The sequence below is a fragment of the Breznakibacter xylanolyticus genome, assembly GCF_003254275.1.
GTDB lineage: Bacteria > Bacteroidota > Bacteroidia > Bacteroidales > Marinilabiliaceae > Breznakibacter > Breznakibacter xylanolyticus.
In genome coordinates, this window is record NZ_QKZK01000023.1 from 38,481 (window position 1) to 55,824 (window position 17,344).

Consider the following 17,344-nt stretch of genomic DNA (forward strand, 5'->3'; position numbering starts at 1 on the left):
TCAACGTTGAGATGATTGACTCAGCAGAGTGCCATCTGTCAAGCCTTGAAAGCCTACGGTTATCACCTGTTGATTTTCCTGAAGCCCGTCAACAATCTCGACCAGTCCGTTATAGCTAACACCTTGCTTGATGTATTGCTTGCGAGCTTTGAGCCCCCCGTCCTGAGGAACGGCAAGCATCACGTAATTGCCACGCGAGTCGGTCTGAATCAGATTCACGGGCATCACAAAAGCCGATGGCTGCCGATAATCGGCAATTTTGAGAACGGCAATCATATTGGCCTTGTAGCCCTTGGCGGCAGAGGGCAATCGAACCTCCACTTTAAAGGAGCGGTTCACCGGGTTGATGTACTTGCTGGCCGATGCAATGGTGCTGTTGAGCGACATCTGAATGTCAGGGAACGAAACCATCACCGAATCACCAGCCATAATGCTACTACTATATGCCTCAGCCACATCGGCCACCACTTTGAGAGAAGCAAAATTGATGACGGTAGCAACCGGCATGGCAGGCGACACAGCCATACCGACTTTTAACGGAAGGTCTTCGACGTTCCCGTCGATGGGCGACTGTATCTGCATGTAGCTCAGCTGCTCTTTGAGACCGGCAAGGGCACTTTCCAGGGCTTCTTTCTGGCTCTTAGCCTGAAGGTATTGCATTTCGGAACCAATTTTTTGTTCCCACAAACGCTGCTGACGCACAAACACATCATTGGCCAGATCATATTGTACTTTGGTTTGGTCGTATGACTTGCGAAGGGCACCATCATCAAGCAGGGCAATGATCTGCCCCTTACGAACGGCATCGCCCGTTTTCACCATCACGCGCGTCACCACGCCTTGTCCTTTGGGATAGACCTGCAGATTTTCATCGCCATCAAGTTTCCCGTGCACTTCAATGTAATGGGCAAAAGACTCACGCACAACAGGCAGGGTCACCACTTTCACACCCTCGTCGCGAGCCGACTCCACGCCATCCCTCTTGAGTTCAGCCTCCAAGCGGGCAATGTCTTCGGCAAGTTCCTGTTGCTGTTTCTTCAAGGCTACCAATTTAGCCTGCTTATCGTCATTACAACTGCTCATCACCACCAAGGCCAACAGAGCAACTCCTATTTGAATAATTCTAAATTGTGTCATGTTTTTGTGTTTCTATAGGGTAATCGGATTGTTAAATCATTATTGCGCCAATAGTTTTTGCAATTGACCACGGGCATCGAGCATCTCGAGCACCGAATTGTAATAATTGCTGATAGCTGTGAGATATTGGCTTTGCACCTGAGTCAACTCAAGCGATGAGGCAACCCCTTCTTTCAACTTGAGATGTGTTTTCTCGAAAATACGACGACTCACCTGTGCGCTCTCATTTTGATTCAAATACTTGCGATAGGCCGTTTCATAAGCCAATTGCTGATTGGCATATTGCAACGCCAGGCCATTGGCGGTCTGCTCGCGAGTCAGCTCAGCTTTTTCGAGCTCCAGGGAAGCCTGCTTAACGCGCATCAAACGTTGGGTTCCGCCAAAGATGGGAATGGTCACCTGCGCTCCCAAAATATCCTTCGGCGTCATGTCCAAAAGGGGTGCGTTAAGTTTCTCGGTGTGCTGATAAAAGGCCGACAGGGTGGGCAGAAAGGTACTTTTCTCGCGCTTTAAACTCAATCGTTGCACTTCCACCTGATTTTGAACCATGCGATAATCGATGTTTTGCTCGGGGTTAAAAGCCCCCGCAACATCAGGTAATGCATCATTAATAAAGCCCCCCAGGGAATCAGTCAAAACAATGGGCTGCGACATTTCCATCCCCATTTGATACTTCAATAAATTCAGAACATTGCGCTGCTGTCCGGCTAACGAATTGGCCAGATTCTCTAAGGCAGAGACGTTCACACGCAACTGATCCACCTCTGTGTCTTCAATCATCCCGGCAGCCAGCATGGCTTCCATTTCGGTGAGCGTTTGGCGCGACAACATCAGGTTTTGCGACACAATCTTGTTGTTTTCGTCCAGCACCAAAGCCATGTGGTAAGTACTTTCGACGCTTTGAAGCAGTTCTATTTCATTTTTGCGCAAAGCCTGCTCAGTGATGGTTTTATAAACCTTACTAGCCTGCAAACCCACAATATATTCCCCACTAAAAATGAGCTGACTCACCGTGAAATCAAAGCTGGTGCTATTGGCCTCCATGATGGGAATTTTTTCGCCGGGCACAAATTCAATGGTCGGAACCTTAAAAATGTGCTGATAACTACCCGTCACATTCACCTGCGGCAAACCGATTCCGGTGGTTTCCATCACCTTCTTTTTGGCGATATTCACATCCAGGCGAGCCGACTGAATCTCTTTGTTATACGACAATGCATGCTCCTGAGCTTGTTGAAGCGACAAGGATGTGCCGACATCAGCCACCTGAGCCAGCAAGGGATTCAAAGTGCCGACCAGCCCCCAGAGACATAATTGAAAAACAAGAAAAGGGTGTTTCATATATAATGTAGTTTGATTTTGTTTAGAATTTAAAAACAACATCACGCCTCCGCCAACAATGCTTCGAGACGTTTAATTCCTTTAGCTGTGGCAATGCCCCGAACGTGGTAAACAAAAATCTCGTTGAAAAAATCCAACGATGCCATCTCTGCATCTGTAAAAATGCAGGTATCCATAGAACTCTCGAAACGCAACAGATTGGTTTTTGCAATAATCTCGGTGTTCACTTCTGCCCGGTAAAGGCTTTCAGATTTCCCCTTTTCAATATTGGTCTTCCAAAGCCGATAAAGCATATCACGCTTCATATTGATGATTTCCTGAAACAATGCAGGGTAATATTTCTTCAAATCATACTCACACACATGACTATGAGCCTTCGCCATTTGATCGAGAAAACGGTGTAATTGAAACATCTCGCTAATGGCATCCAAGCCTTGCTCAAAAATATCCATCACCATCTTCTTGGCGCGATCCATTTCCATGTGGGTAATGCCGGCGACCAACTTTTGCTTGTCATCAAAATATTGATAAAGCGTTTTTTTCGACATGCCTAATTCGCGAGACACATCGTCCATGGTTACACTCTTTATCCCGTAACGCAAATAAAGCGTTTTCACCTTCTCCAATATTTCCTGATGTTCCTGTGTCATTGAATCCATTGATTATTTCAATGCAAACCTAGGAAACTATTTTCACATTTATAGTTTCCTGGATTGAAAAGTTTTAAGAGTTTAGATTATTTAACATACTCAAACAAAATACAAACACATTGACTTGAAAGACAAGACATCAGTAATAAAATCAAAAATGATTCACGACGTTTAGAAACACAAGGAAAAAGCTTTTTTTATATTTGTCGACACATTGAGACCCCTGACACTGGGATTAAAGACTTCGAAAACAAGAGGGGGTTGCATCATCAACCATAAAAAAACAATACTATGCAAAACTGGTTCGAATGTAAAATCCGATATACCAAAATCGACGAAAAAACCGGCAAAGAGAAGAAAGTGAACGAGCCTTATTTGGTGGACGCCATCTCATTTACCGAAGCAGAAGAACGCATCTATCGTGAAATGGAAGCGTACATCAGTGGCGAATTTACCGTCACCAACATCCGCAAAGCCAATTATTCCGACATTTTCAACAACGATGAAGGCGACCGTTGGTACAAATGCAAAATCACCTTTGTATCGATTGACGAAACCGCCGGCAAAGAGAAGAAAGTGGCCAACACCATGCTGGTAATGGCATCGGGGGTGAAAGATGCCTGCGACAAAATAGACCTGGCACTCACCGGCATGACTGTCGATTACGACATTGTGAGCGTCTCGGAAAGCCCCATCCTCGACTTCTTTCCATACTTCAACGACGATGCGGAACCCGGCGAAAAAGGACGCAAAAAAGCCGAAGCCGAAGCACAAGCCAACGCCCGTCGCCAGGAACTGGAAGATGCCCAACGAGAAGACGACGAGTTTGACGAAGATGAAGAGGAGCTCGAAGAAGACGAAGAAGATTTGAAGGAAGAATCCGACGAAGAATAAGCCAACTGCATCAAGCACGCCACAAATAACTTTGGCGTGCTTTTTTTATAGAATCAATCAGGAATAAAAGCCAACTCCGTTTAAAAAGTCAATCCCAGCTACCATTTTTTCCATTGAATATCCTTAATTTCAACCAACCAAACCGACACCATGAAATAACCGTGAACCCAATTGAGTCATACAACGAACACGAAACATAACTGCGCCATTTAGCCTTCTGAATTCAACCATGATTCTGACATCTTAATACTTCTTCATTCGCATGAAAATAGACCAACAAATCGGCAAAAAAATCGCCATTCTGCGCGATATCAAAAAAATTGAACTACCACAATTGGCTGCCCTTACCGGGCTCAACCCCACTCAAATTGAGGAAATTGAATCAGGCATCTCCCTCCCGTCGCTGGGCGTACTCATTCGCATCACCCGGGCCATGGGCATCCGCCTGGGCACCCTGCTCGATGACAACGCCAAAGCCGGTCCGGCCATTACCCGCAAAGAGGATATCAGCAATGCCACCGACAGCTTCTCGACCGGCAACACACAAAGCCGTGAGCACCTCACCTTTCACTCACTGGCCAGCCACAAAACCGGTCGCCACATGGAGCCCTTCATCATCGACATTGCCCCTATGGAAATCAGCCGACTCCCCAAATCGTCGCACGAAGGTGAGGAGTTTATCTTTGTGATGGAAGGCAGTATCGATGTATTTTACGGCAACAAAGAATTTACCATCGAAAAAGGCGAAAGTATCTATCTCGACTCGGTGGTGGAACATCTGGTCACCACCCACGGCAACGAACCCGCCAAAGTCCTCACAGTGATCTACATTCCCGTTTAAACCCGACCAACCATGCATCTAACAGAAGACACACTGGGGGGACTGCTCGAAAAATGGGCCACCCAAATGCCCGACCATGAAATCATGGTGTACCCCGACCGGGAACTCCGTTTTACTTACGCACAGTTTAACGAGCGCGTCAATGACCTTGCAAAAGGGCTTTTGTCCATTGGCGTGAGCAAGGGCGACAAAGTGGGCATCTGGGCCAACAACGTGCCCGACTGGCTGACCTTTATGTTTGCAACAGCCAAAATCGGCGCCATCCTGGTAACGATCAACACCAACTACAAGCTCTCGGAGCTGGAGTTTTTGATGAAAAATGCCGACCTGCACACCATCTGCATCATCGACGGTTATCGCGACAGCGATTACGTCAACATGATATTTGAGCTGGTTCCGGAGCTGAAAACATCAGCGCGCGGACATCTGCGAAGTGAGAATTTTCCGGTGCTGCGTAATGTGGTATTCATTGGGCCACAAAAACATCGAGGCATGTACAACACGCCCGAATTACTGCTCCTTGGCGCCAACACCGCCGATGATGAACTGAACCGTGTCAAAGCCACCATCACGTGTCACGACGTGGTGAACATGCAATACACTTCCGGCACCACCGGCTTCCCCAAAGGAGTGATGCTAAGCCACCATAACATAGTCAACTGCGGCCAAACCACCGGCGACAGCATGAATTACACACCCAACGACCGCCTGTTGGTATGCGTGCCCCTATTTCACTGCTTTGGATGTGTGCTGGCCGTGTGCTCGGTCATCACCCACGGCTCCACAATGATATTCATCGAAGACTTTGACCCGTTGCTGGTGCTGGCATCCGTACAAAAGGAACAATGCACAGCGCTTTACGGTGTGCCCACCATGTTCATTGCCGAACTCAATCACCCCATGTTCAACCTGTTTGATTTGAGCTCGCTTCGCACCGGCATCATGGCCGGCGCCCTTTGTCCCATCGACACCATGAAACAGGTGATGGAGCGCATGAACATGAAGGAAATCATCATTGTGTACGGCCTCACCGAATCGTCGCCAGGCATGACCTGCACCCGCACCACCGACCCGGCCGAAGTGAGAGCCACCACCGTGGGCACCAACTACCCCGGCGTGGAAGTGAAAATATTTGACCCCGAAACAGGCGAGGAATGCCCTGCCGGCGTTCAGGGCGAAATATGCTGCCGGGGCTACAACGTGATGCAAGGGTACTACAACAATCCCGAAGCCACAGCCGCAGCCATCGACCGGGATGGATGGCTCCACTCGGGTGATCTGGCCATGCAAACCCCCGAAGGTTTTTACCGCATCACCGGACGCATCAAGGACATGATTATCAGAGGTGGTGAAAACATCTACCCCCGTGAAATTGAAAACTTCCTTTACCAAATGCCTCAAATAGAGATGGTGGAAGTGGCAGGCATCGCGGACAAAAAATATGGCGAAATAGTGGGGGCTTTTGTAAAGCTAAAAAAAGGCGAAAGCCTTACAGAAGAAGAAGTGCAGGAGTTCTGCAGAGGCAAAATTTCACGCCACAAAATCCCAAAACACGTCATCTTCATTGATGACTTTCCGAAAACAGCCAGCGGAAAAATTCAAAAATACAAATTACGGCAAATGGGACTCGAATACGTGCAGAGCAAGGCAAAGCGATAAACAAGGATAAAAAATTAAAACCCGCAATCTTCGTCATTTACATCGACATTAATCCAATGTAAATGGTGAATTTTGCGGGTTTTGAATTTCTAAAAACCCATCAGCAATAAATACTAATGAATTATTCGTTGCTGATGTAAACCAACAGGGCTGAATAGGTATTTACGCCCAATGAGGAGTGACCGGAATATTTCACATCAATGAGATGGTCGGGCGATATTTTTTCATCTTGCACAAAAATATTGATTTGCTCGTCCAGTGATGTATCGTAATCGTCGGTTCCTGTGTACTGAAAATGTTTGGTTTTAATTTTTTCCATGTTGTTTCTGATTTTTGGTTCTGTTTACACCTTGAATTAACCACTTATTACGGGAAAATACCAGTAAAGATTCACGCTTTTTGACCAAAAGAGCGTTTTGCGGGGGTCAATGACAACTATGAAGAAACTAAATAACAGTTTTTCAAAACGCAAGAAAAATTTTACTCTCTCGATTTATTAAAATAAGATGACGTAAGTCGATGATCGAAATAATGAACCGAATAAAGACGTTTCAAATCAATTTCATTAGTCTCCTCTGTCATCCATCATTACTGCTGATTCATCCATCCGATAAACTGCTCAAAAAGCTGATTATTTGCCGACATCCAGCTCAAAGCTTGAGGCTTGTACTTGCACCCGCTCACGTAATAAGCAAAAGGTTCAGAAAATCCATACACAGCCATTTGCTTAAAAAACACCACATAATGCTGCTGCCAAAAGTCATTATTATCGACCAACTGAGGCATATATTCGAGGAAATAACCGGTTCTGCTTACAAACTGATCGATTCCATCGAATTTACGACTTTCGGACTTAGCCTGCTTAACGAGATCTGCCTCAAAGGCCTGATAATAATCAGATGAGGCACTGCGCCCCGACTGCTTCAGGACATAATCCCAAATGGCATTGAGCATATCCCAGGCTTTAATACTCCGGTCGGCATCCTGTTCCATCAGCAAGTAATAATAAAGCGACATCATACTTTTCACGCGTTCGTTTTTTTGAAGCATGATGTTCGACAACAACAAATGCCCCGACGGGTGACCCATATCGAGTGACAGGGACAAACGGGCATGCTGCTCAGCCTCGCCCAGCTTGCCAAGATTGAACTGACTCAACGCCATATTGTAATGCAACAACGGATGATTGGGACGTTTGCGAATACCTCGATTGTAAAGCGAAATGGCACGACGACTTTCCCCCATGTTATCATAGGCAGAGCCACACAAAATCAAAGCCTCTAACCAAAACTCCCCTTCTTCGTGCATCACGGTTCGACCATACTTAAGGGCATTTTCATTGTTTCCTAATTTGTACCACGAATAGGCCAGCTCAAAGCGAGCCTCTTCTTTTTTGGGCTCCAAAGAGAGCACTTTCTCATAAGTCTCCACAGCAGCTTTAAAATCGTTTCTTTCCTGTTGCTGCTTCCCTTCATTCATCAAACGGTTCACCATGGGCGTTTGCGAGAGTATCGACATCGCAAAACAAAACATCAAAATAAACACTCCCACTAAACGCATATCTTTACTTTAAATATATTGAAATCAAAACATTGCACTCACAACAAACACAGAACACAATCAAACACAGATTCTCTCATCGACATAGTCACTTGGCTATGCCAAGAAAGACACTGAGTTTAATCGAATAAAACAAAAGCACAGAGTTCGTTCAGACCAAAAAACTGTGCCTTCATGTCCCTGTGTTCACTCAAAAACCATTGCAAATCATTAAAGCGACCGGTACAAAATTAATCATTTACCGCACTTTCGTCATAAATGCCCCATCAAAGGCGCCGATTCATCAATCAACATATTATTTGGTCTCGATAAGCGCCCCATGGGACTGGCCTCGGAATTCGGGCGCATACATGCACTCAAGCACAGCAAAGCCGTTGGAGGTTTTGCCTTTCCCTCTCACCACCAGCGTATATTCCAACACATGTCGCCCCTTGGGCAGATGATGAATGAAGAAGTTCACTGACGCATCGCGCACGGTTTGATAGCAACTCAACCCGTTCACCCAACGATACTGTGACAAAACCGCTTCGGGTTCAAGGAGAGATGAACGCATATCTTTGAGATGAACATAATCGAAGGCCTGATCGGCATCGACCTCCAAACGAACCACCAGGCGATCGCCCACCTTCAACCCGGCTTCATCAACAGGCAACAATCGGGTGCCTCCGGGGGTAAGCGATTCAACAAAAAGGTGACGGGCCACGCGCAACACCCCCGAAGTGCCTTTAACCTCCGAAGCCGGCGACCAGTAACTCCAGTGCAACGCTCCCTGCGATGGCGTATCGCCCGTTTTTTGAATGACCACACGCCCCATGGCAGGGGTGATTTCACCTCTGTGCCAGGTAGCCGATACAGTTCCGCTCAACACCTCCGTTTGAACATCTGGCAGCACATCCAGACGCTGCTTGCCCACCGTCACCTCATCAAAACGTTCGAGGGGCGCAAAGAGACGCGATGATGCCGACATCATGCCGCACACAGCCATGGTGGTGGAACGGGTCGTCGGCCAGGCCTGTACCCGCTTGAGCGATACCAGCTTGTTTTGCATACCGGCAATCAACGGGTCGGTGGGGGCAATTTCGTTGAATGCCTCCAGAGTCAGAGCCAGCGATTCGATGGGATTGCCAGTCCAGTGCCATCTGTCGGAGGTGCGATAGCTCACCAGGCCGTTGCCATCAACAATGGCATGCTCACGCAACGACCGCATGAGCAGTGCAACATCCAACCCATTGCGACTCAACACCAGCGCCGTCATGGACTGCACAATGGCATTTCCGGATGAACCACCCTCGGCCAGTCGTTGCAACAAAGCTGTGGCGGCCGGGGAAGAAAAGGCGTTGTCGTAAAAACTAAGGGCATACAACAAATGCACATCATCGTGCGCCAAGGCTGTTTTGAGCGTGTCCTTGATGAGCAGGTCGTAACGACGTTGGGCTTCTCCCTGCAGGAAAGCCAATCCTCCGCGCATCATCTCCTCCACGTCGGGACGCTGGCACACAGCAGAGCCGGCTTTTTTCATCTGCCCAAAGCCAATGAGAATGTGACGGGTGATGTAAGCATCGGCAACCATGCCGGGAAACCACCCCCATCCGCCATCATGCAACTGCATTCGTTGCAGCTTTTGCACGGCCTGATCAATCATTTGCGACGTGGCATTGTCGTCGAGCAGCAACAGCAGGCGCTGCCGATTGGCCGTTTCGTTCTCACCGGCTTTTTGCCAGGGCGTTTCCTCGCTCACAAGCGACTTGAGCTGTTCGTTGTCACGCAGGGGCGAGCGAAGCCGGTCGGGCTGTTGCGCCCACACCTTCAGGGCATTGGCAATGGACAAATGATTGGCCACAATGGTTTGTCCCATGCCATATCCAAACAGGCGACTAAACACCTGCTCGCTGCACTCGTAAGGATATTCCATGAGATAAGGCAGCGCCTTCAACACTTCCCAGGCAGCATTTTGAGTGTACGAAAACGTCAGTTGGTGATGGCGCACCGAAGCAGGCGCCTTCACCAAGTTCTCGAGCTGAAAACGGTGGTTGCCCGTTTTGTAAATGGCAAAAGGCATTGCCTCACGCACCAGCACGCGGCTGGGCAACACGGGTAACAGATGCTCTTCGCCATCGGAGAGATTGCCGGCCATGGCTTTCACACGAAGCGTGAGCAACTCGATGCCTTCGGGGATGGTCACCGGCCACTGCACCGAGGCAACACCCATGGTATCGACCCGAACGGATTGCTGCACCTTACCCGAGACAATGGTCAGAGGCTTTTGCGTGATGCCATCGAACACCTCAATCAACACTTGGGCATCAACAGGCTGAGCGGACTGATTGTTGATTTTGGCATTGAGCCACAACTGATCCTTTTCGCGTACAAACCGAGGCACCTCGGGCGTCACCATCAGTGTTTTGGCAGTGGTCACCCAAGCCGAGAGCGATCCGCTCTGTCCTTCTTTATTATGAGCCAGCATCATCAAATGCCATTTGGTAAGACTTTCGGGAACGGTATAAGTAAAAGCTACATTGCCCAACGAATCGGTGGAGAGATGCGGATAGAAGAATGCTGTTTCGTTGAGATTGCGGCGAACGGCCACCTGGGATACATCGGGGGAAGGTGGTGCACCGGCTGCTGACTTCTGCTGAAACGATACCGTTACAACTTCATTATTTACACTTGCATCATCGGCCACCATCATAAAAACAGCAGCATCAGCCTCGTCTTCAACTTCTCCAAAGTAACGAGCACTTTGCAACCCGCGAATCCTGACACCACCATGTCGAGCATTAAACAGCTTATCCCATTCGAATCGGGCGTACTCCAACAAGCGAGCATTGGCAAACAACAACCGTTTATCGATTGTAGAACCACGAGCATCGTCAAACCCATTCACATTGAGATACGGCACACGGGGAAAGTGCGCATAAAAGAGCCCCATTCCCCAATGGTTGGGAGCCCACACATCCAGAGAAGCATCGTACATCCCGGCCAGCACTTCGGCAGCACGGCGGTCGGCATCAGCGCCTTCAATGCGCACCCGCACAATCTCCGTGGCTCCCGGCGAGGTTTTATCGCGCAGGGTCTCCACGTGAATTTTGATCTGATCATCCGTTTTGGGAAGGTTCAACTGAGAAGCCACCTGATGAAAGCGATTGTGGCGGCACAAATAAGCCTTGGCTGACAACACCAAAGGCCGCGACGCTGACACCGGCAAAGGAATTGCCCTCTGCGATCGGTCGAGGTGCACCATCTTACGCTTCACCGACTTGTCGCTCAACCAAACTTCAATCCATACGGGAACATCGACATAGTCGCTACCCACCACCACCCACACCGTATCGGGCGAAGCAGCCGGGAGCAACTTCAAATGAAGCGGCTCGGCAAAAGGCATGGCGCCATCGAGCACAACAATGGCTCGGCCTTCAGCAGAAACGGTATCGGAATCATGACTCAGCACCGCTTCGAGTCGATAAGATCCGGCTGCAGGCAGTTGAGAAGCCGGCAACACCACCTGAGCAGCAGTGGCGGTATTAAATGCCCCCTGCAACACCACCTCTTCGTGCTGTCGAAGCCGAGCAGCCTGATCGACATACTGGTTAACCACCGAGTCGGGTGCCAACTGCCACTGCGGCATACTCCAGTAAAGACTTGGTTTAATCCGTTCATCGGGCACGGAGCGAACCAAACGGAACTGCCCCTGCGCGGGTACGGGTTGACCATCGAAATTGAGCGTACTAAAGTCGAGAACCACCGAATCACGGCCGGCCACCCATTCAGGAGTCATCGACACCAGCACGTTAACGTTGCGAACGCCCACGGTGAAGCCACGTTCTGCGCTTTGTGTTTCGCCGTTCACATCGGTCACATCTACGCTCACGGTATAGTGAAACGACTCATCGGCCAACGATGTCTCACCACGGGTGATCACCTTAAATGAGAAATCACCGTTGGCATCGACCACAAACGAACCCGCAGCCACCTGTTCATCGGACTGTATTGGGATGATGTGCGAGCGATAAGGACGATACGGCAAGGCCTTGGTCACCTTGAAACGCCCCGAAGCCCCGGCAATGCTCACACCACTGAACGACACGGCCGCTCCACGCAGAGTGAGGGTGTCGCCCAACGCATAAGCCCCCTCGATGGGACGCAATTCGACTTCAAATTTGTGACGTTTGTATTCCTCAACCGAGAAATGGGCAGAGCCAAACTGCGACACCATACTCCAACCGCCTGTAAGACCCGTTTGCGGAAGCTGAAAAGAACCCGAACAACTGCCAAAATCGTTGGTCACGAGCTGCTGTTGCCCTGCCTCATTGCCATTGGCATCGCGAAGGGTAATGGTCACCTTCTGATTGGAACGCGCCGAAGCCTCCTTGCCATCGGTCTGCATCAAGATGGCTTTGTAATGCACTTGCTGGCCGGGACGATATATTTTACGATCGGTAAAAAGGGTTAAAACAAGCTTCTCCGGCTCTCGATCCTGCGGATTCAGGCGCGATTGCCATCCGTTGCCACTCCAAATGGTTCCCTCAGGAGTTTGTGCGCTCACGATAAACATACTATTCTCAGAGACATCCTTTACAAGAACACTCCCATTCGCATCGGTGCGAACCGGATCATATTTCACCCACCGTTCGTAATAGTTGTAAGGATTGCGACGGCTCCACACCTGCACCCGGGCATTGACCACGGGCATCCCGGAGCCGCGATTGAGCACCGACACACGCAAGCCTTCATGTCCCGGCTGGTGAAACACGGCAGCCGAACTCACCTGCACCAGCTGGCAAGCAAGCACGCCCTTAAAATCGGCATCCACCGCACCATCGGCCAACACCACCATATAACGGCCGGGCTTGAGTGCCGGCATGGGCAGCGACAGGGTGCGCGAGTGATGATTGGCCTTACCCGGCACATCAAAGGCCTGATGATGCACGCGAACACACTGAGCCAAACGAGCCGGAATCGAATCATCAGAAACCCGATGTTCTTCGGGCATGACCTGCTCAGGCCACTGGAACACCGAAAGAAAGCAGCGCGACACATTGCTCACGTCACCCACGAGGAGTGCTTGTCGGTAAGGCAGATAAACCGACTCGGTCAGCAAGGAAATCCGGGGATGGGTGATGGCATTGAGCAAATCGCGACACAGCATACCGCCCTCACTTTTGGGCCATGCCTTGACGGTTTTACGACACAAAGTAACGGCTTGCAACAGTTTATCATCGTCAGTCACAGCCTGGTTTTTCCACAAAGCAGCCTGATGAAAAGCCGCCAACGCCGACACGGGATACTTGGCAGCCTTCACATGAATGAGCTTCAGCCCATTTTCAAAAAGAACGTCACCATCCACACCATTATAATATCGGTGCATCAACAACAAACGGTCAATTTCACAGGCGTAAAGCGCCTCCGGGTTTTTCTCACCCGACAGACGAAAGCGGGTCACTTCCTGCAAGAGACGAAAAGCCCGGTAGGAATAGCCGGAAGTGTCGGCCACAGCAGGACGATAGGCCACAAACGAATGGGCATCGGAAAACAAAAGGGGATCATCCAGGGCAAAATCGGGTTCAAAGCGGTCGATGGAGAAATCTTCGGTGAGAAACGCTTCGATGGCCTGCCACACCAGCACATCGTAGAGTGACGAGCGCAAATGAGCCGGCTTTTCGGAAGGCGTCAACATATCGGCATAGTCGCTCGCTGGCAGCATTTGCAGGCGGAGGGAATTATGCAACGATCGGTCGAAGTGCGCAGCCATCAGAGCAGCCAATTGGGTGCGGTTCATCAGGCGAATGTCGTTCTGCGGCTGGTCGGTTTGACGGTTGAGAATGCGGTAACGCTCCTGTTGATAATAGGCCATGATGCAGCGGGCGGCCATGGCGTTCAGCAGTTGCGCATAAGGCTCGCGAGCCGAAGGGATGCGCTTCACGATGTCGTCGTACACATCGGGCAGGCCGTTTTCGGAGAACTGCCTGAAGAAATGATGGTGACGAACCAACGAACGGACGGCCTGAGGGGTGTTTTGCTCAGTGAGCGCCCTTTGGTGAATGAGCAACACCAGGCTGTCGGCCGAACGGGGCAGGTTTTCCTTTTCAAAAGTATCGACCTTAGCCCATTGGGAGGGATAATCGTAGGCACGACCTTTTTGAGCATCGATCCCGAGGGTCATCATCCAAATAAAAGTGAGGAGAAAAAGATGTTTCATCGTGAAAGTATATCAGAATATGAAAAGCATGACGCAGACAGCCATGCAAAGGATGCGCAAGGCTGAAAATAAAAAAGCCCCTCCAAACGGCTCCCACGAGGAGACTTCGAAGAGGATAAGCAAGTTAAAAAAAGTATCAAGATATGAGTCTCAAGACACAAGATAACTGCACCTGCTGTTACAAATGAGTGCAGACGACTTTACTTCTCGCTCAACTTCTGCATGAGTTCTGCGTCCTGAGCGATGCATCGTCCGCAACCACACGTCAACAACTTGATCGATCATACCACCGCCCCATGTGCCGTCAATCTGCAAAGTCACCTCACCATTTCGATGGTTGGAATTTTGGAGCGACAGGGAATGGTGAGCGGGATGCGCTCGATGGTCACCAGGCTCGAATCGAGTTCGTAGGCGTTCATGTCAGTGATGCCCAGGCGGCGCAACCAAAAGTACATATTGAGCGAGAGCTTGTCCCAAAAGGGCAAATCGACGTGACGGATGGTTTGACGATCGATTTGCACAAAACGGAAATCGTTAAGGATGCCATGCTTTCGCAACGATGGATGGCGGCTGATGTTATCGAAGCGTCCCTCGTCGGCCAGGTGGGTCAGCACCTGCTTAAAGTACTCGTTGATGCGAGGCTGCACCTTAAAGCCCAGGTAAAAGTCGATGCGCATCACCTTGCCCTCCACCAAAGGGGTGACTTTGTACTGAAGCGTGGAGGGATTGTCGAGAATATCGACGTGCAAAAACCAATACATATCGGCACGCTTGGGCTGACGACTGATGATGGAATAAATGGCCTTCGACTCAATGTCGGTACGATTGTCGGCATGGGTGGTGTACACCAGGTTGCCGGCATATTTGGGCACCGACTCGTCGCCACTGAGGTCGCACAGCACGGGCAGGTAAGGGTCAATTTTATCGAAGGTGATGAATCGGTTGCGCACCCGACGTCCGCCATACATCATAAACATGATGAACGACAGCCCCGAGGCCATCAACACCGTGAACCATCCGCCGTGCATAAATTTGGTGGCATTGGACACGAAAAAGACGCCTTCGATGGCAAAAAACACCATCGAAAAAAGCACAATCCACACCACCTTCACGCGCCGCAAAGCCAGGTACGAAATCATCAGCACCGTGGTCATGAGCATGGTGATGGTGATGGAAAGCCCGTAGGCCGCCTCCATGTTGGCCGAATGCTGAAACAACAGTACCACCACGCAGCACGACACAAACAGCATCCAATTGATGGCCGGGACATACATCTGCCCCTTGGCCGTAGATGGGTATTTCAAACGTATTTTGGGCCAAAAATTGAGCGACATGGCCTCGCTGATGAGCGTGAAGGAGCCACTAATGAGCGCCTGACTGGCAATGATGGCCGCCGCCGTGGCCATGGCGATGCCCATGGGCAGGAACCAATGCGGCATCATGGCAAAAAAGGGATTGGCATTGCCCAGCGAATCCAAATGCGAGAGCACCCAGGCGCCCTGCCCCAGGTAGTTGAGCACCAGAGCGGTTTTGACAAACGTCCAGCTCACGCGAATGTTGCGAATGCCGCAGTGACCCAAATCGGTATATAATGCTTCAGCTCCGGTGGTGCACAAAAACACAGCCCCCAGCAGAATAAAACCGCCGGGATGGCTCACCAATACATTCCATGCATAATAAGGATTGAAGGCCTTGAGCACCGACGGAAAAGCCAGCAAGTTCACCACCCCCAACACGGCCAACATGGTAAACCATCCAAACATGATGGGGCCAAACGACTTGCCGATGGCCGAAGTGCCAAACTGCTGCACAAAAAAGAGCACGGCCAAAATGGCTATCACCACCGGAATGACCGGGATACGCGGATCAAGAATATTGAGCGCCTCGATGGCCGACATCACCGTGATGGATGGCGTGATGACCCCGTCGGCCAGCAGGGCACTCCCCCCGATGATGGCCACGAAAAACAACCGTCGCCGTTTGCGCCTCAACAGGGCAAAGAGCGAAAAGATGCCCCCCTCGCCCCGGTTATCGGCTTTGAGGGTGATGATGATATATTTAATGGTGGTTTGCAGCGTGAGGGTCCAGATGATGCACGACAACGCACCCAATATAAACGATTCGTCCACCGTTTGGGTGGCCAGTAGCACGGCCTTCATCACATACAGGGGCGACGTGCCAATGTCGCCATAAATAATGCCCAACGACACAATCACCCCCACCAAACTCAACCTCGATAACTTCCCCTGATGTCCCATGGCTCAATAAAAACGACTAAAAATGAGGCCGCTAAAGTATATGTTTTCACAATAGAATGTCACCATGGGCCAAAAAAAATTCTTCAATGAATTTCGTTGGTGTTAGATATGAAGATAATTAGATTTCAAGCAGATGGATCAGACTAAAGAGATATATACAACCAATCTCAACCCCTTTCCCCATCTCATCATCCGTTTCATGATCTATCGTCTTCTTCTCTTTACGAACGACATTGAATGGGATCAGCACATCCAAACAAACCTCCAAAGCCCCTCCCATTCCGTTTTGAGGATGGATGATGCCCTTCAAAACGAGCAATGTGCCGTCAGTAACGACAATATTTCCGTTCCGACCGACCAAGTTTCCGTTCCCGGACAGCAATTTTCCCTTCCGAAGGGGAAAATTGCCGTTCGGAACCCCCAAATTTCCGTTCCAAGCGAGCACATTTCCCTTCGGAACAGGAACATTTCCCTTCCCAAGGGAAATGAACAGGACTTCCGAACAGCAATTTGCCGTTGCGAAGAAAAATGATGGCCTTCGGAACGGCAAATTACTCCTCCAACCGGCAAAAAATTGCCCTTCGGAAGGGAATCATTGCCCTTCGGAAGGGAAACATTGCCGTTCAAAGCGGGAATGTGCGAGTTCGGAAGGGGATCATTGCCGTTCAAACAGGGAAAATTGGGGTTCGGAACGGCAATTTGGAGGGTCACCCGGTAGTGTTCATCAAACTGTGTCTGTCATTTTTTTTCCTTTGAGAGGATTAACACCTGCCCCATAGGATATTTTCGTTAGGATGGCAAGGGTGGC

The 17,344-nt window shown here is 49.8% G+C and carries 11 protein-coding genes; 4 read left to right on the plus strand and 7 right to left on the minus strand.

Going from position 1 to position 17,344, the window contains the following annotated elements; all coding sequences use genetic code 11:
- Genes LX69_RS12600 through LX69_RS12610 form a run of 3 tightly spaced genes read right to left on the minus strand, consistent with a single transcriptional unit; the run spans position 1 to position 3,128 of the window.
- Positions 1–1,137, minus strand: coding sequence for an efflux RND transporter periplasmic adaptor subunit (locus LX69_RS12600; protein WP_111446412.1), 1,137 nt, complete (start codon positions 1,135–1,137; stop codon positions 1–3).
- Positions 1,138–1,176: 39 nt separating this feature from the next.
- Positions 1,177–2,478, minus strand: coding sequence for a TolC family protein (locus tag LX69_RS12605; protein WP_170124381.1), 1,302 nt, complete (start codon positions 2,476–2,478; stop codon positions 1,177–1,179).
- 41 nt (positions 2,479–2,519) lie between these two features.
- The gene (locus LX69_RS12610) at positions 2,520–3,128 is read right to left on the minus strand and encodes a TetR/AcrR family transcriptional regulator (RefSeq protein WP_170124382.1); all 609 of its coding nucleotides are present in this window, start codon (positions 3,126–3,128) and stop codon (positions 2,520–2,522) included.
- Between the two features lie 291 nt (positions 3,129–3,419).
- On the opposite strand from LX69_RS12610, the gene LX69_RS12615 reads away from it, so the two are divergent.
- The 3 genes from LX69_RS12615 to LX69_RS12625 all read left to right on the plus strand — a co-directional run bounded on the left by LX69_RS12615 (position 3,420) and on the right by LX69_RS12625 (position 6,522).
- On the plus strand, positions 3,420–4,022 hold the full coding sequence (locus LX69_RS12615; protein WP_185741716.1) for a DUF4494 domain-containing protein: 603 nt from the start codon (positions 3,420–3,422) through the stop codon (positions 4,020–4,022).
- Positions 4,023–4,284: 262 nt separating this feature from the next.
- The gene (locus LX69_RS12620; RefSeq protein WP_111446415.1) at positions 4,285–4,863 is read left to right on the plus strand and encodes a helix-turn-helix domain-containing protein; all 579 of its coding nucleotides are present in this window, start codon (positions 4,285–4,287) and stop codon (positions 4,861–4,863) included.
- A 12-nt stretch (positions 4,864–4,875) separates the two neighbouring features.
- Positions 4,876–6,522, plus strand: coding sequence for an AMP-binding protein (locus LX69_RS12625; RefSeq protein ID WP_111446416.1), 1,647 nt, complete (start codon positions 4,876–4,878; stop codon positions 6,520–6,522).
- A 121-nt stretch (positions 6,523–6,643) separates the two neighbouring features.
- Here the strand turns inward: LX69_RS12625 and LX69_RS12630 are convergent, their stop codons facing one another.
- The 4 genes from LX69_RS12630 to LX69_RS12645 all read right to left on the minus strand — a co-directional run bounded on the left by LX69_RS12630 (position 6,644) and on the right by LX69_RS12645 (position 16,536).
- Positions 6,644–6,841 carry a hypothetical protein gene (locus LX69_RS12630; protein WP_111446417.1) on the minus strand — a complete coding sequence of 66 codons (198 nt, stop codon included), beginning with the start codon at positions 6,839–6,841 and terminating at the stop codon, positions 6,644–6,646.
- Positions 6,842–7,110: 269 nt separating this feature from the next.
- Positions 7,111–8,082, minus strand: coding sequence for a tetratricopeptide repeat protein (locus tag LX69_RS12635; RefSeq protein WP_111446418.1), 972 nt, complete (start codon positions 8,080–8,082; stop codon positions 7,111–7,113).
- A 295-nt stretch (positions 8,083–8,377) separates the two neighbouring features.
- The gene (locus LX69_RS12640) at positions 8,378–14,245 is read right to left on the minus strand and encodes an alpha-2-macroglobulin family protein (RefSeq protein ID WP_170124383.1); all 5,868 of its coding nucleotides are present in this window, start codon (positions 14,243–14,245) and stop codon (positions 8,378–8,380) included.
- A gap of 350 nt (positions 14,246–14,595) precedes the next feature.
- Positions 14,596–16,536: a KUP/HAK/KT family potassium transporter gene (locus tag LX69_RS12645; RefSeq protein ID WP_111446420.1), complete on the minus strand. Its 1,941-nt coding sequence runs from the start codon at positions 16,534–16,536 to the stop codon at positions 14,596–14,598.
- Between the two features lie 133 nt (positions 16,537–16,669).
- On the opposite strand from LX69_RS12645, the gene LX69_RS17545 reads away from it, so the two are divergent.
- Positions 16,670–17,068 (plus strand): hypothetical protein, encoded by a 399-nt coding sequence (locus tag LX69_RS17545; protein WP_146260732.1) that lies wholly within the window; start codon positions 16,670–16,672, stop codon positions 17,066–17,068.
- The last annotated feature ends 276 nt before the right edge of the window (positions 17,069–17,344 follow it).

What these genes read in the sequence shown, in the direction of transcription:
- LX69_RS12645 (WP_111446420.1), bottom strand. Translation starts at nt 16,536, where the DNA reads ATGGGACATCAGGGGAAGTTATCGAGGTTGAGTTTGGTGGGGGTGATT.
- LX69_RS12630 (WP_111446417.1), bottom strand. Translation starts at nt 6,841, where the DNA reads ATGGAAAAAATTAAAACCAAACATTTTCAGTACACAGGAACCGACGAT.
- LX69_RS12600 (WP_111446412.1), bottom strand. Translation starts at nt 1,137, where the DNA reads ATGACACAATTTAGAATTATTCAAATAGGAGTTGCTCTGTTGGCCTTG.
- LX69_RS12605 (WP_170124381.1), bottom strand. Translation starts at nt 2,478, where the DNA reads ATGAAACACCCTTTTCTTGTTTTTCAATTATGTCTCTGGGGGCTGGTC.
- LX69_RS12610 (WP_170124382.1), bottom strand. Translation starts at nt 3,128, where the DNA reads ATGACACAGGAACATCAGGAAATATTGGAGAAGGTGAAAACGCTTTAT.
- LX69_RS12640 (WP_170124383.1), bottom strand. Translation starts at nt 14,245, where the DNA reads ATGATGACCCTCGGGATCGATGCTCAAAAAGGTCGTGCCTACGATTAT.
- LX69_RS12615 (WP_185741716.1), top strand. Translation starts at nt 3,420, where the DNA reads ATGCAAAACTGGTTCGAATGTAAAATCCGATATACCAAAATCGACGAA.
- LX69_RS12620 (WP_111446415.1), top strand. Translation starts at nt 4,285, where the DNA reads ATGAAAATAGACCAACAAATCGGCAAAAAAATCGCCATTCTGCGCGAT.
- LX69_RS12625 (WP_111446416.1), top strand. Translation starts at nt 4,876, where the DNA reads ATGCATCTAACAGAAGACACACTGGGGGGACTGCTCGAAAAATGGGCC.
- LX69_RS17545 (WP_146260732.1), top strand. Translation starts at nt 16,670, where the DNA reads ATGGATCAGACTAAAGAGATATATACAACCAATCTCAACCCCTTTCCC.
- LX69_RS12635 (WP_111446418.1), bottom strand. Translation starts at nt 8,082, where the DNA reads ATGCGTTTAGTGGGAGTGTTTATTTTGATGTTTTGTTTTGCGATGTCG.